The organism is Bacteroides sp. 3_2_5, assembly GCF_000159855.2.
In the GTDB taxonomy this organism is placed as follows: Bacteria; Bacteroidota; Bacteroidia; order Bacteroidales; family Bacteroidaceae; genus Bacteroides; species Bacteroides fragilis.
The window spans coordinates 751,144-767,081 of sequence record NZ_JH636044.1 but is presented as its reverse complement, the minus strand read 5'-3'; the positions used below and the strand labels follow the sequence as shown (position 1 = coordinate 767,081).

Annotated in this window: 9 protein-coding genes and 1 riboswitch; of the genes, 2 read left to right on the top strand and 7 right to left on the bottom strand. The window is 44.1% G+C overall.

What is annotated here, in order from left to right:
• Position 1: 1 nt before the first annotated feature.
• The 6 genes from BSHG_RS14580 to BSHG_RS14605 form a co-directional block, all read right to left on the bottom strand.
• A complete protein-coding gene (locus BSHG_RS14580; protein WP_008769358.1) occupies positions 2–2,929 on the bottom strand; it encodes a glycoside hydrolase family 2 TIM barrel-domain containing protein in 2,928 nt (975 codons plus the stop codon).
• Positions 2,930–2,947: 18 nt separating this feature from the next.
• Complete coding sequence (locus BSHG_RS14585) at positions 2,948–4,516, bottom strand: RagB/SusD family nutrient uptake outer membrane protein (RefSeq protein WP_005801521.1); 1,569 nt, start codon at positions 4,514–4,516, stop codon at positions 2,948–2,950.
• Positions 4,517–4,528: 12 nt separating this feature from the next.
• Positions 4,529–7,810: a TonB-dependent receptor gene (locus tag BSHG_RS14590; protein ID WP_008658407.1), complete on the bottom strand. Its 3,282-nt coding sequence runs from the start codon at positions 7,808–7,810 to the stop codon at positions 4,529–4,531.
• Between the two features lie 95 nt (positions 7,811–7,905).
• Entirely contained in the window at positions 7,906–10,509 is a 2,604-nt protein-coding gene (locus BSHG_RS14595; RefSeq protein ID WP_008658405.1) for a glycosyl hydrolase family 95 catalytic domain-containing protein, read from the bottom strand.
• A 5-nt stretch (positions 10,510–10,514) separates the two neighbouring features.
• The gene (locus BSHG_RS14600) at positions 10,515–11,513 is read right to left on the bottom strand and encodes a FecR family protein (RefSeq protein WP_005813444.1); all 999 of its coding nucleotides are present in this window, start codon (positions 11,511–11,513) and stop codon (positions 10,515–10,517) included.
• Positions 11,514–11,574: 61 nt separating this feature from the next.
• Positions 11,575–12,162, bottom strand: coding sequence for an RNA polymerase sigma-70 factor (locus BSHG_RS14605; protein ID WP_005801526.1), 588 nt, complete (start codon positions 12,160–12,162; stop codon positions 11,575–11,577).
• A gap of 127 nt (positions 12,163–12,289) precedes the next feature.
• Between BSHG_RS14605 and BSHG_RS14610 the strand changes: the two genes are divergently transcribed.
• Positions 12,290–12,529, top strand: coding sequence for a hypothetical protein (locus BSHG_RS14610; RefSeq protein WP_005778611.1), 240 nt, complete (start codon positions 12,290–12,292; stop codon positions 12,527–12,529).
• 69 nt (positions 12,530–12,598) lie between these two features.
• On the opposite strand, the gene BSHG_RS14615 is transcribed toward BSHG_RS14610, so the two are convergent.
• Positions 12,599–13,504: a mechanosensitive ion channel family protein gene (locus tag BSHG_RS14615; protein WP_008658395.1), complete on the bottom strand. Its 906-nt coding sequence runs from the start codon at positions 13,502–13,504 to the stop codon at positions 12,599–12,601.
• A 117-nt stretch (positions 13,505–13,621) separates the two neighbouring features.
• A riboswitch (TPP riboswitch) is annotated at positions 13,622–13,717 on the top strand.
• Between BSHG_RS14615 and BSHG_RS14620 the strand changes: the two genes are divergently transcribed.
• Positions 13,717–15,936: a TonB-dependent receptor gene (locus BSHG_RS14620; RefSeq protein WP_005801528.1), complete on the top strand. Its 2,220-nt coding sequence runs from the start codon at positions 13,717–13,719 to the stop codon at positions 15,934–15,936. Its footprint overlaps the riboswitch before it by 1 nt.
• The last annotated feature ends 2 nt before the right edge of the window (positions 15,937–15,938 follow it).

Genomic DNA, 15,938 nt, shown 5'->3' with positions numbered 1-15,938 from the left:
TTTATTGATACAATGTAACTTCAGCCAATCCGGCTGCTCCCTCCGAGCTTTTCTCAATGGTAAGGCGCATATATTTCAGTTCCTTACCGATCTGCACAGGCTTAAAATCCCATCCGGTACATTCTCGTTCGTATAGAGTCTCCCAACTCTTTCCGTCGATAGAAATTTCGACCTTATGGGTATAAGTAGAACTATCCTTCTGAAAACGAATCCGACTGGCAAACACATTCACAGATCGTTCCAATTCAAGTAGAACGATCTGGGGCTGAGATTCATCATCAGCAATCCACCATGAAAAATCATCTCCATCTGTAATATGAGAAGCCTCATAGCGTTTCTGTTCCGAAGTAGCCTCAACCCGAACCACTTTTAACGGAGTTTTTGTACAGATGACGTTTTCCCAGGCAGTAGCCTTTACAACAACTCCCTCTTCTTCATCTCCGGAATAGGGAACGTGATACCCTTCAGGTACAAATACCCCGTCGTATCTCCGGGTTACAATTTCCCGGGTGTCCCCCCGGAGTCCGTCTGCCGTAACCGAAATATGAATTTTACCGGGACGACAAGTCGTTCGTATCAGCGCATATCCTACTCCGCCTTCCACCAACTGGGGATTAATCCCGATACGCTCTATTCCATCCCCGATCAGACTTCCCTCACCGGATACGGAAATATGTATCCGGACATCCGATGTATTGACAAGAGTACCATTTGAATCACAGACCTTAAAGTAGACAGGAATCATATCCGATCCGTCCGCCACAGGTTGTATATTCTCTTCCTTCAACCAAATTTTGACCTGTCGAGGTTGTTCCGGAGTGCGTACACTGTGGGTAGCAACGACTTTTCCATCTACTATCCCTTCTGCCACTAATTCACCGGCCTCATAAGTACCGGCATTAAAAACATAACAGGGACTCCCACCTTTTTCTACAATGGAACGATAGAGAGGAGTACGCTCCTTACGCATCTGTTTTCCAATCAAATGATGATTACGGAAAAGGCGTACTTCGTCACAATTGGAAAATACGGTGATCTCATTTACTGACGAAACATAACGTGAAGCAGTGTTTTGTGATGCAATAAATACCATCGGCCCATCATATAATCCCGGTTGGGATATTTCTTTATCACGCATGCTCTGCATCATATAGTAACTGAACTTGGGATATCTGTTTATATCGACTATCCCACAAAACATGGTTTCCTGCTCTGCTCCACGTGCATAATCATTATAACTCCACAAAAAATGTCCTCCCATTCTGGGATTAGCATCAAGCATGCACCAGTCGAAATATCCATGCCCGTTAAGTTGCAAAAAACGCCCTCTGCACTGTTTCAATTGCTCTTCTTCATTTTCCATCAGGCTTACCCTAGGTTTTTCTCCTACTCCGTCACCCCACTCACGACAAAACAAAGGTTTCACTGCGATCTGGTCCTCCGGATAATTACTCATCACATCACCGTCTTTTGGAAAACGGGATACCTGTTTATAAAAAACATCGAAACAGTCTACCCGGTCTGCATGTCCAAAGTAGTCGCCGGCAGTGTACATCTGATCTCCGGGATATTCGGTATGTGCTATAGCATATAGATTCCGGGCTATCTCTGCCGGATAGCGGCTTTCATTAAGCGCTGTTTCCCATAGTATGACGGAAGGGTGATTCCTATCCCGACGAATCATTTGCTTCCCAACTTCATAAAGACGGGAAATGAATGTAGAATCGTTCTTGAAATACTGCCATCCGGGGATACACTCCACTACCAGCAACCCGTACTTATCACAAGCAGCCAAAAATGCAGGATCCTGCGGATAATGAGCTGCTCTGACGGCATTGCATCCGCCCCGCTTCAAATCGATCACATCTCTTTCTTGCATAGAATTAGCAGCTGCATCTCCTATATGTGCAAATGCCTGATGGCGATTGGCTCCACGCAGATAAAGTGATTCGCCATTAATATAGAAACCTCCGTCGCGGGTATAAGCAATAGTACGTATACCTATGGATTCAGTATGACAATCTACAACCTTACCGTTTTCAACAATCTCATTTTGCAACGTATACAAGTTTGGATCATAGGGATGCCATAACGATGGATGTACTATTTCCAGATTTTGCTCCAGATGAATGGCCTCACCGGCTGACAACCGAAAAGGAGTCAATTGACAGGCCACTATTTTTCCACTCTTATCTATCAGTTGCGTACGAAGTTGGGCTTTCCTCTTTCGTTTCCCTTCGTTTCTGACATGAGCCTTAACATGGGTCACGGCTTTTTCTTTTCCGACTACCGGATAAGTAACAAAGATGCCTCCTCCAGCTACCTCTTCCTCTTCTAAAGCATGAGTGATATGTAACGGATCACTGATAACCATTTCCACATCTCTATAAATCCCGCTATAGTAATAGAAGTCCATACCTGCCTGTGGTTTTCCAGGAGGTGTAAGTGGATCATATTCGGCAGAAACCCGAACTGCCAGCAGATTGTCCCGGTCCCAGTTTATCCGAGTAGTAATATCTGTTACAAAACCGACATAACCTCCCCGATGAGCACTAATCTTCTGTCCGTTCAAATAGACTTCACAAGCATTCATGACTCCTTCAAACGAAATTTTTATTTGTTTGTCTTTGTATTGTGACGGTACTCTGAAAGTACGTCGATACCACCCGACTCCATCATAAATAATATCTCCTCCACAATGCTTCTTCTCTAATTGCATAATATGAGGGATGATAGCTGCTATCCAACCGGAATCATCCAAACCGGGCTGCCCACCGCTTTCAACTTCTCCCCGATGAAAAGCCCAACCGGTATTCATGTTCAACACCACTCTTGCCTCTGCCTCCCCTGCCAATGCAGGGAAGGAGCAGAATACAAGCATACTACAGAAAAAAAATATCCTGAAAAACATCTCTGTTACCTTAACCATATATCAAATAGAGAGAAATTAATAATGGGGATTTTGTACAATTGCCGGAGTGGCATCAATCACTGTCTGCGGAATAGGCCACAGATAATGCTTTGCCGGATCAAATTTCCGGTTCTCAACAAAAATTCGTTCATTTGTCAATGAAAGGGCACCGGTTACAGGATCGACCGTTCCAAGTAAACAACCATATACCTTCCCGTTCAACACTTGTTCACCGATTTTCCAACGGCAAATATCGAACCACCGAAGTCCTTCCATAGCAAGCTCCACACGTCTTTCTCTTCTGAGTAATTCACGCAATTTCTCCTGACCGGTATATCGGGTCCTGTCTACAACCGGCATTTTAGCACGGGTACGTATGTCGTCCAAAATATCGTAAACGGAATTATCAATCTGATTCAGCTCTATTTTACATTCGGCATACATCAACAGCACTTCTGCATAACGCATAACAATGGCATTCATACCACAATCCCACATATCTGCATAATCAGACAAATCGTCCACATATTTACGAACTAGATATCCTGTTTTAGAACGTCCGTAGGGAGCATAATAATCTCCATTCGGATCTTTCACATCGATTGGGTCGTAACGTTTTCCTTCGTATAGATTTCCCGGAGCTAATACGGTAACAGCCAAACGAGGGTCTCTGTGCAGGTAAGGTTCTTTCGGATCATATACCTCAGACTCTTCGATTGTTTTTCCATCTTCACACTCAAAAGCATCTACCAGTGATTGAGTAGGATTGATAGAACACCATCCGCCCACACTGGCCGGAGGCAATACTCCCAAAACCCAGTTACCGTACAGGCTTTCTACATATTGTACATCCAGAATAACTTCCGAATTATTTTCATTCGCAATCTTAAACAAACCTTTATAATCAGGAAACAGTTCGTAGCCCAATCCCATTACTTCGCTACAAGTAGCCATACAATCATCATACTGATGTTCGAACAGTTCCAGACGAGCTTTCAGTGTCAAAGCTGCACCACGAGTTATACGTCCGACATCACTTCCGGAGTAAGATTCGGGAAGTTGCGGAGCGATCTCTTTCAGTTCATTCAAGATAAACTCAACCACTTTCGCTTTCTCAGTACGTGGCAAATTGGCGTTTTTAATTTCAAGAACGGAAGTTACCAAGGGCACATCACCATAATGCGTCACTTTCTGAAAATAATCCCATGCACGCAGAAAACGTACTTCGGCTGTCAAGCGTTTGCGTAAATCTTCATTCATTTCGGGGCGATGGATATTCTCCAGGAAATTATTATAGCGAACCATGTTTCCATACCCCATATAGCTATAACCCGGATCGGTCGGGGTCGCTGTACCTGCAGCCTGTACTGCCCAGCCTTCCCAAGTAAAAGGATTATAAGCATTATCCGACGCACAGTCGGCATAAATCACTTCATCCATAGAAAACCAACCATTATAACACCCTGTAGCTGCGGCCATGGCATCTTTTTCAGTTCTCCAAAAGGCTTCGTTTGAAGGTTTGTCCAAAGGATTCCGATCTAAAAAATCGGTACTACATGCCGAGAACAAAGCGGCAAACAACAAACTATATATTATCTTTTTCATATGTATTATCTATCAGAAAGTAATGTTTAAACCAAATGTATTTGTTTTGACCTGAGGATAAGAGCTTCCTCCTTCGGGTGATTCCGGATCGAACCCTTTATCAAATTTGGTAAAGGTAAGCAGATTCTGCCCGCTATAATAAACTCTGATTCGTGAAATTCCCATCATATTACACCACTCTTTTGGAAGTGTATATCCCAACTGGAAGTTCTTCAAACGTAAATATGAAGAGTTGACAATCCAGAAAGAAGAGGGATTATAAATACTGTTGTTCTGGCGATAAGAAGAGAATGCTCTCGGAAACTTACCATTCGGATTGGTTTCAGCATCCCAACAATCACGATACATATAAGAAGGCTTTCCCTTAGCTCCAATCATTTCACCTACTACACCCGGACCTGCAAGATAGCCTTGCACATCAGCTGCTCCCTGGAACAGAAAAGTAGCATCGAGTCCTTTCCATTCGGCAAACAGATTCAAGCCAAATGTCCACTTAGGCATGGTGTTACCAATGTAGACACGGTCTTCTCCATCGATTTTTCCATCGTTATTAATATCACGGTACTTGATGTCGCCCGGTGCTGTATCAGTGCCGGGAATCGTTGCGCTATTAGCAACCTCTTCTTCAGTTTTAAAAAGTCCTTCGGCAATGTATCCTCCGATAGAGTTGATGGCATATCCTTCCTGGTTGAAATATTTACCACTCCAAATGCGTGCACCACCATTCTTCAGGTCCATCACTTCATTCTTATTATATGCGGCATTTGCCGATACCTGGAAATTCCAACCATGAGTATTCAATTTATAACCTGCCGTTATCTCCAAACCGGTATTCTTTACTTTACCTGCATTTTGATAAGGTGCATTTAAACCATATAAGGTACTTACGGGTAATTTCATCAGAATATCATACGTCAATTTGCGGTATCCTTCGATAGATAAAGTATATTGATTGCCCAGAAACCCCATGTCAAGTCCAAAGTTCAAAGTCTCGGTAGTCTCCCAGATCAAATCGCGGTTAGCTCCATCGACCGGTGCTACCCCCTGTACAACAGTTCCGCCAAACGAATAATTAGCCTGATCAAGTACAGATTGGTAAGAATAGTAAGAAATAGCCTGATTACCCAAAACTCCCCAGCCGCCTCTCAGCTTAAGATCTGACAACACATTACGGGTTCCTTCCATGAAAGGCTCATTAATAATTCGCCATGCACCAGAGAAAGATGGGAATACTCCCCAACGTGAGTCCTTAAAGATACGTGAAGTTCCGTCACGACGGATATTTGCCTCAACCAAATAACGATTATCATAGTCGTAAGTCAAGCGTCCGAAGAATGAACGCAAAGCATATTCATTAGCCGAACCATCTGCAGTCTGACCATCAGGTGAACCGGCATTCAACTCCCAAAGATCATTGTTCAGAAAGTTTTTTCGATATCCTTTTGTCCAGTCTTCACGATAATATTCCTGTTCGTATCCTGCCAATGCACCTACAGTATGTTTTCCAAACGTATTGTTATAGCTGACCAAAGTCTGTAAGTTCAATTTCAGACCATTTTTACGTTCATCAGTTTGATTGTTAGGTCCCTGATACTTTGTAGGCTCACCTGTTTTCCAGTTATAATATTGAATATCCTTAATGAATTTTTCATCAGAAATCGATTTATATTCGTAACCCACGATTTCCTGAATTTTCAACCCTTTAATCGGTTCATAACTTACATTTCCGATGGCTCTGGTAATATGCTGTTTGGTAGTACGTAAATTACCTTCTTCAATAAATGCAAGTGGATTACCATCATTGGCATATCCATAATATCCATTTGAATATTTATAAGGAATGAAAGGAGCTATCTGATTGATCTGCGAAAAGATGTTAGACATTTCACCGGTAAAACCACTCACCGGTTCTTGTGCCTCCCCATAAGTAAAAGAAAGATTCATACCTGCCGTGAACTTGCCCATCTTGGCATTCATATTGCCTCGCACCGAATAACGGTCATATTTAGCAATATCTATAATACCGTCCTGTCCCAAGTAACCAGCAGAAAACATATAGGTCATTTTATCCGTACCACCTGAAATTTCAGCGCGGTGGCTATGCTGCAAACCGGTCTTATAAAATAATCCCTGCCAGTCTGTATCCGGATAATTGTCAAGATCCGAACCATTTCTGAACTTTTCGATCTCTTCATCTGTATAGATCGGATTCTTTCCTTCATTAACCATAGCTTTGTTATATAACTTCGCATATTCCCACGAGTGCAGATATTCAGGAAGAGCCGTAGGTTTCTGCCACCCCACATAGCCATCATAACGAAGCGTGGGAACTTTATCTCCTCCTTTTTTAGTAGTAATCAAGATTACTCCATTTGCCGCACGCGAACCATAGATAGCAGCTGAAGAAGCATCTTTCAGTACCGAGATGTTCTCGATATCGCTGGGATCCACTTCATTTATGCTGGATACCGGCAAACCGTCTACCACATACATCGGATTAGAATTATTCAGAGTCCCGACACCACGTACCCGTATGGTTGTATTATCACTTCCCGGCTGCCCCGTCCCGGAGATAACCGTTACTCCGGGCAAAAGTCCCTGAATCGCATTCGAAACGTTTGTTACCGGACGATTCTGCAACGACTTGGAATCGACAGCAGCGACAGCTCCCGTTAAGTTTACTTTCTTTTGAACCCCATATCCTACTACAACCACCTCATCCAGGGTCTTCGTATCTTCCTTCATGATGATGTTAAACGCATCTTTTCCTTTTGTCGACACATCTTGTTGGAGATAACCGATATAACTGATAATCAAAGAAGCATTTTCCGGAACTTCCAGTGTGAATTCCCCATCCAGATTTGTTATCACCCCATTGGTACCGACTCCTTTTTCCACGACATTCGCACCAATAATCGGTTCGCCTGTAGCATCCTTCACCACTCCGGATACTTTTTTCTTTCGGGAACCGGACTGTTGGTCCGCTTTTTTTTCAATAAAATAAATCTTATTGTTTTTTATTTCAAAAGTTACCTTCGTTCCTGCCAACAGTTTAGACAATGCTTCATCCAGACTGGCATCTTTCACTTGAATAGAAATTTTGCGATTCACATCAATCAACTGATCGCTGAATACCAACCCCATTCCTGTTTGTGCTTTTATAGAAGACAGTATTTTTTCTACCTTCTCATTATTAAAATTCAAAGAAACTTTTTGTGACCATGCCGAAACAGTGAAGCCAAATAAAAGAACTCCTAAGAGCAACAGCATTTTCGTTCTGGTTCTTGTTTTCATTTCATACAGTATTAAATTAATTATTTTTATAGTTTATAAAAAGGCCTTTCTATATAAGCTAACACACCATCGAAAAGAAGGTATGAGTGCTATTTTTATTTTTCTGCAAAAAAAGATGCAGAGAAATGATAGGTCTTGCCCTTATGTAGTTGTACATGCCTTCTAACATCCCCACAAACCACCTCGTACCGTTCATTTTGCCGTGCATACAAAACAGCTTCTATCAATTTTCCCGCTTTCCAGGTAATGTCCAAAGTATGTCCTCCATAGATTTTTATACCTTTTATAGAACCATCGGCATAATCACAAGGCCAGGCCGGCAAAAGTTCTATTTTTCCCTTCTCGGTATAAACCAGCATCTCCATTAGCAGGCGTGGGATGCTCAAGACTGCATCCAAATTGTATACTTGATGTTCCGGATCATGTGAAGTGACCAATCCGTCATATAAATAATGACGACGACTGAAACGGTCCAGATTTGTTTTTACCTTATCTATATCGCCCAGACGCACTGCCTGAAGAGCCACATGAATTAATCCATGGGCAGAACCGGTATCGAAAGCAAAACGTTTGTTTAATGCGATACGTGCTGCATGTATAAGACGAGGATCTCCCTCCGACTTACCCAACTGCGAACCGGGAAAAACCGGATAGAGATGCGAAAGATGTCTGTGATTATATACGTCCTGATAAGCTTCATCAATCCATTCGGCCAAGGCCCCTTCGTCATTAATCTGGTAGGAAGGCAACCGTTGCAGGTAATTATTCCATTTAGCCAATTCTTTTTTGTCAGCACGAAATGTACGCCCCATCTCAAGAAGCAAACGGAACACTTCTTTAGCAATAGCAACATCCATTGTAGCATCTTTGCTCAACCAGGTGTCAGTCCCCGGAGGAGCATTCTCGGGAGAAACACTGGGGCAAATGTGATATAAGCTATCACCATCCATAGTCAAGTAGTCTTCATAGAAGTCGGCCATTTCCCTGTATAGCGGGAACACATGTTTCTTAAGAAAAGCCTCATTACCGGTCAGCATGGCATACTCATAAAAAGGACGTATATTCCAGCCGGCACCACCGGGCCAGCACATCCAGGGAAAAGACCGTCCGAAATGGGTGAGATATCCACTTTCCGGATCATTATAATGGGCAACAATAAAGCCTCTGCACCCCAGATAATTTCGCGCGTTCAGTCTCCATCCGGGAAGCAGACTCTCCACATAACCAATATAAGATTCCGCACATTCATGCAAATTGCCCATAGATGCTGCCGAGACGGCCAAGTTGATATTTGAATCCCATACAAAGCCACCGATCCATCCGGGTTTCCATCCTCCTCCCCAGATTCCCTGTAAAGGAGGAGGATACTTGCCGGATGAAGAAATAAGCAAATAACGTCCCATAGCATGAATCTGCTCAAGAAACAAAGGAGTAACCCCATGCTTATGAATATCGGAAAGCATTTTCTCTGTCGAAGTCGTTTTCCAATCGGAAGAACAGCCTAAATCCAATTGCATGCGGCGAAACATTTCGGCATGTTTCCGACTGTGAGGTAACAACAGAGTATTATAATCGAGCGGTAAACGTGACAATTCCCCTTGCACGGAAGGGCGTACCGACAAATTTGCATTCTCCAACGGAGTAATTCTCACAAGAACGAGTACCTCGTCAGCGTCTGCTATTCTCAAAGAATCACCTTCGGTAATCATACTTCCCCCTTTAAGAGACACTCGGGCCAATCCCTCATAACCACCGGCATCATATTTGTAAGCGGCACGGTAAGATAACCATCCTGAAAATGCTTCTGTACTCACCGATGAGAAAGCACTATCCAGATTATGCTCAAAATGAACTCCTTCACGTCCCGGAGTCTCCTTAAGCCCCAACACTAAATTTATCTTTCTTTGTCCGGTTGCTTTCAGACGGAGCACATTGACATTATGCTCTCTGGATGAGAATACAGATTCCGTCACTCCTCCTCTTCCACCCCAAAAGGCGGAAGTCTCACCCGTTTCCAGATCAAGTTGTCTTCTATAGCCATTCCCTGCCTGTAGAGTGGTATCGGTATACCGAATGCACAGATCAAAAGCTGGATGGGGTATAAGAGGCCAGCGCTGTACGGCTCCCATAGCAACCAATTGCCGGTCAGCTTCACCGGTCATCAACTCATCTGCTGCATCGCTTCTCCCGGATTCTATCAACCGGCGCACTTCCGGAAGAAGCGAAGCTGTTGAAGGAACCGCTACTTTATGACGATCCCATCCTCTTATAAACAATTCCTCGTGGACACAGATTATTCGTTCCGATCCCGGTTGCCCCATCACCATCGTCCCGTGGCGACCATTGCCGGTGACAAATGCATCCTGCCATGATGTGGCAGGTTTCTCCGCCCAAACCACCCATCGTCCGGACGAAACAGAAGAAGATGGATGATGTACCGTACCGTAAGTAGTTGACAATGACAGACAGGCCATCAAAAGTGTAAACAGATATTTCATATAAACACATATTTGCTGTGATATCTCTTGTGTATAGATATCCGGTTCATACTTGAAATTAAATATTCTTAAAGGCCCTTTTACTACATAAGCTAACACCCCATCCGAAAGAAAGTATGAGTTTCCATATAAGAGCTTATCTAAAAAAATAGATGCAGCTCCTGAACAGGGTCTGCATCTATCTATAGAATAATAATTCAATCAATCTATTTTTCCTTCTGAATTTCGAATACCCCATCTTCCGTTTGCAAGAAACGTATCCATGAAACCGCTTCCAAATCACGCAATACATCGTCCACATTCACTTTGCTGGTAGATAGAGTAAACCTGTTATTCAATAGGGTGGAATCACGCACCACAAAATGAACATCATACTGCCGTTCCATGACCTTTATAATATCTCTCAGCGGAGTAAGATAAAAATTCAGGCTATTGGAACGCCAGGATGAAATCTGGCTCATATCATCCGGTTTGGTTATCTGGCAAATTCCGGATGTCCGGTTGTATTCGGCACTTTCACCCGGTACAAGAGGATATTCCTTGTTCTTGGTATCTTTCAACAGCACGCCTCCTTCTTCCAAGGTGACCCATACATTGGGTTCTGACGGATATGCCTTTACATTAAATTTAGTTCCGGTGACCTTTACTTCAACACCTTTCAAATCGACGATAAACGGACGCTTCTTATCCTTAGCGACCACAAAAAAGCCTTCTCCCCATAACTCCACACTCCGACTGAACAGACCGAACTTCTTGGGATACCGCAAACGGGTATCCGAATTCAACTGTATAACTGTTCCATCTTGCAGAACAACCTGCATTTGCTCTCCGCAAGGAACCTTTAATTCAGCATATTCTGTGGCAGAAAAGACTCCGGTTCTGTCAGCCAGAAACCAAAGAGATATACTAAGGAATAAAAAAGGAATCAATACCGCTGCCGCTATCAGTCCACGACGATAAGAAACTATTTTTTTCTCAGGTTTTATTTGCCCGATGAAGCGTTCCCGCATCCGTTCTTCCGGCACCGGATGGTCTAACCATTCCCGGGCCCGTTCTTCGGTGAGCCGTGCAGACTCGCTCTCCAAACGCCCCGACAAATATTCGCTACCCTCTTCTGTAGCAAACCATTCCGCAACCAATCCCGCTTCTTCCACAGAAGCTTCGTTATTGAGCACTTTATCTATAATCGCATCATCTATTTTCATTTCGACTTTTCTTTATCTAATAATAAAAACACTTCATCAACTTAAAAGTATGAGTTGCTGCTCACTCTAAAAAATGAATCCACAATACATGAAGTAATACAATTAACGATTCAATCTCCGCACGGAGTATCTTAATGGCCTGAGTATAATGGGACTTTACGGTAGGCACCGTGATATGCATCTCGTCCGCTATTTCCTGGTTAGAAAGTCCTTTTTCTATTTTCAGGCGGCATATTTTCTGTTTTTGAGGAGGTAGTTTACCGATGGCAGTCCGAAGATGTTCCCTGAAATCTTTATCTTCAAAATTCTTCAGAAAACTGTCGTCCGCTTCTTCGTTCCGTTGAGCCATCTCGTAATGCTTTTCAAAGACAATCTGCCGATGTCTCAACTCGTTCATAATGTAGTTTTTCAGGATGGTGAACAACAGGCTTCTGATGCCAGATTGAAATTCAAAACTGGAACGTTGCTCCCACAATTTCATAAAAGTATATTGCACTGCGTCTTCAGCCTCTTCACCTGATTTAAAATACCGATAAGCCAGCGCATACAACAAGCGGTTATACCGTTCGAAAACAGTAACAAAAGCGTGCTCGCTGCCTTTACGGAGTTCAGCATACAGTTTCTGGTCAAAATCTAAAAATTGATTCATTATCGAATATTTCTCACTTGGTGATCTAAGGTCCTGCTTTTAGAAATGGCAAAGATAAGAAAAAACAGTTTGAACCTTATCCTCTTTGAGAATGTTTTAACTGTAGAATCTTAAAACAATAACGGTTATGGAGAAATATCTTATTCACAGTAATGAGCTGCACCTGATCGATCAAGAAAGAATCCACCAGGCAGTAGAGCAGATGGTAGAGTCATTGGATATGGCCGCCGGATCTACATTCAGTTTTGACCTTTACAAAGTGGTGGAAACCTATTTCAAGGATCTGGATAAACGGAGAGAGATAAACCATCTGTTAGGCATCACAGACAACACGTATGATCCTACAGAAGATTTCGGAGTGTGTTAATTGGTTAAATATAAATTTGCAAAAAGGGTGATTGCTTCTTCAGAAGTAGCCACCCTTTTTGAATATTCATCAATTCGGAGCCTGATGAACCGTAAGTTGCGGGAAGGGAAAATTGATGCCTTTTTCATTGAACATAGCATAAATCGTCTTGTTTATGTCGAAATAAACGCCCCAATAATCGCCACTCTCCACCCAAACACGGACTACAACATTCACACTACTGGCATCCAGCGCATGCAGAGCTATAAACGGAGCAGGATCATTGAGAATACGCTTATCGGCGGTCAGCACCTCACGTACCACTTTTTCCACCTTATTATAGTCTTCACCATAATCGACGCCAAAGATCCATTCAACGCGGCGGGTCTTCTGGTTACTATAGTTAGTCACCACTCCACTGCTTAAAGCCCCGTTGGGCACATAGATGAGCTTGTTGTCGGCAGTTGTCAGGATTGTATGGAATATCTGAATTTCCTTGACCGTACCGGAAACACTTTGTGCTTCGATCCAGTCGCCTACCTTATAGGGTTTGAACAGTAAAATAACCAGTCCGCCGGCAAAATTTTGCAAATTACCGGAAAGCGCCATACCGACAGCCACACCGGCAGAAGCCAGCAAAGCAGCAAACGAAGTCGTCTCGACGCCCAATGCGCCTACCACGGAAACAATTAATAGTACGGTAAGAAGGATATTAACGAGACTCTTTACAAAAGTCTTGATACTGATATCCACGTTTCTCTTATCCATCACCCGGCCGACCAGACGGTTCAGCATCCGGATCAGAAAACGTCCGACCAAAAATACAATGACCGCTTTCAGAATATGTCCTCCGGCCTGTATGCCCGAGTCTATCAGTTGTTGGGTGATCAGTCCCAACTTATCGAGCCCGTCTGCCTGGGCTATAGCCTGGTCCAGCTTCTCAGCCGCCACTTGCAGGGAATCGGCGACTTGTTGTGTAGTTTGGAATAGTAGCATAATAATACAATTTTAGAGTTTGTCCATTTAATAACAGCGGACAAAGCTACAATGTTTTTATCAAATAGCGAAGTGTTTCTTGCTTTACACAAGCAAAAAGCGTAAATTTGCCGCCGATTCACTTAGTAGGGGTGCCTTAACATGACGGGCTGAGAACATACCCTTTGACCTGATCCGGGTAATGCCGGCGTAGAGAAAAACAAATTAGCAACATGAAAAAGATGATTTTTGCCGGCTGTCTGATGGCCGGAGCAAGTGTCTTCGCGCAAGCGGGCGAGACAGACAGCTTGAAAGTAGTAAATCTGCAAGAGGTGCAGATAGTATCCACACGTGCCACTTCAAAAACCCCGGTGGCATTCACCAACGTTTCGAAAGAAGAACTCAAAAAGCAGAACTTCGGGCAAGACATCCCTTTTCTGCTCAGTATGACTCCTTCGGCACTGACCACCAGTGATGCCGGAGCAGGTATCGGTTACACCACACTGCGCGTACGGGGAACAGACGGGACACGCATCAACATCACAGCCAACGGAATCCCGATGAATGATGCCGAAAGCCATACACTCTTCTGGGTAAATATGCCCGACTTTGCTTCGTCCGTAAAGGATATACAGGTGCAGCGCGGTGCGGGTACATCGACCAACGGCGCAGGCGCTTTCGGAGCCAGTGTCAATATGCAGACGGAAGGTATTTCAATGCAACCTTATGCCGAAATAAACGCCTCGTACGGTAGCTTCAACGCTCACAAAGAGACAGTAAAATTCGGGACGGGACTGCTGAAGGATCATTGGGCATTCGATGCCCGCCTGTCCAACATCGGTACGGACGGATACATAGACCGGGCATCAGTAGACCTGTACTCTTTCTACGCACAGGGTGGATATTTTGCCGACAATACTTCGGTGAAGTTCATCACCTTCGGCGGTAAAGAAAAGACGTATCATGCCTGGAATTATGCAACTAAGGAAGAGATGAAGAAATATGGCCGACGCTTCAACTCATGCGGCATGTACACAGATGACGACGGACACATCCGCTTTTACAAAGACCAGACGGACAACTACCTGCAAATGAACTATCAGCTCTTGCTGAATCATACTTTCTCGGCAGCATGGAACCTGAATGCGGCACTCCATTATACAAAGGGGGACGGCTACTATCAGGAGTATAAAGAGGATCGCAGCCTGAAAGAGTATCGCCTGCATCCGTTTATGTACGATGGAAAGGAAGTGGAAAAAAGCGACCTGATCCGGCAGAAGAAGATGGACAATCACTTTGGCGGCGGCGTATTCTCGGTGAACTACCGGAATGAGAAGCTGGACGCTTCGCTGGGCGGCGCACTGAACTACTACGACGGATGGCACTTCGGACGGGTGATCTGGGTGAAGAACTATATCGGCGAGTTGCTGCCCGACCACGAATATTACCGTAACAAAGCCAAGAAGACGGACGGGAACCTCTATCTGAAAGCCAACTACAATCTGGTGGCAGGCCTCAACGCGTATGCCGACCTGCAATACCGCTACATCAACTATAAGATACACGGTGACAATGACAAGTACGATTACAACACTGACGGACTACAAAAGCTCGCAGTCAACGATCACTTCAACTTTTTCAACCCGAAAGCCGGACTGAACTGGGATATCGACTCCAACAACCGGGTTTATGCCTCTTTCTCCGTTGCCCAGAAAGAACCTACACGAAACAACTATACCGATGGTAACGCAGACGAATATCCGAAGGCGGAAAAACTGTACGACTACGAACTGGGGTATACCTACCGAAACACATGGTTGAGCGCCGGAGTCAACTTCTACTATATGGACTACAAGGACCAGTTGGTGCTGACCGGAGAATTGAACGAAATAGGCGAAGCCATGGCACGCAACGTGCCGGACAGTTACCGGACGGGCGTAGAACTGATGCTAGGAGTTAAGCCATGCCGATGGTTCCAATGGGACATCAACGGTACGCTGAGCAAGAACCGGGTGAAAAACTTCACCGAAAAACTGTACGAAGACGAGTGGAAGAACCCGATCGAAGTGGAACATGGTAACACCCCGATCGCTTTCTCTCCGGACTTTATACTGAATAATCGTTTCTCGTTCAGCCACAAAGGATTCGAAGCCGCCCTCCAGTCACAGTACGTCAGCAAGCAGTATATGAGCAATGCCAAGCAAGCAGAGCAGACACTCGATGCTTATTTTGTGAGCAACCTCAATCTGGCATATACATTCCAATTGCGACACGTGAAGTCGGTTACAGTGGGATTCACCATCTACAACCTCTTCAACGAAAAGTATGAAAACAACGGGTATGCCGGAAGCGGCTATACGCTGAAGGACGGCAAGCCCGAACGCTATAATTATGCCGGCTATGCCGCCCAGGCAGGTACAAATGTAATGGGTAACATCTCGATCCGCTTCTAAGC

Coding starts and splice junctions, on each gene's coding strand:
- BSHG_RS14580 (WP_008769358.1), bottom strand. CDS start 2,929: ATGGTTAAGGTAACAGAGATGTTTTTCAGGATATTTTTTTTCTGTAGT.
- BSHG_RS14585 (WP_005801521.1), bottom strand. CDS start 4,516: ATGAAAAAGATAATATATAGTTTGTTGTTTGCCGCTTTGTTCTCGGCA.
- BSHG_RS14590 (WP_008658407.1), bottom strand. CDS start 7,810: ATGAAAACAAGAACCAGAACGAAAATGCTGTTGCTCTTAGGAGTTCTT.
- BSHG_RS14600 (WP_005813444.1), bottom strand. CDS start 11,513: ATGAAAATAGATGATGCGATTATAGATAAAGTGCTCAATAACGAAGCT.
- BSHG_RS14605 (WP_005801526.1), bottom strand. CDS start 12,162: ATGAATCAATTTTTAGATTTTGACCAGAAACTGTATGCTGAACTCCGT.
- BSHG_RS14610 (WP_005778611.1), top strand. CDS start 12,290: ATGGAGAAATATCTTATTCACAGTAATGAGCTGCACCTGATCGATCAA.
- BSHG_RS14615 (WP_008658395.1), bottom strand. CDS start 13,504: ATGCTACTATTCCAAACTACACAACAAGTCGCCGATTCCCTGCAAGTG.
- BSHG_RS14620 (WP_005801528.1), top strand. CDS start 13,717: ATGAAAAAGATGATTTTTGCCGGCTGTCTGATGGCCGGAGCAAGTGTC.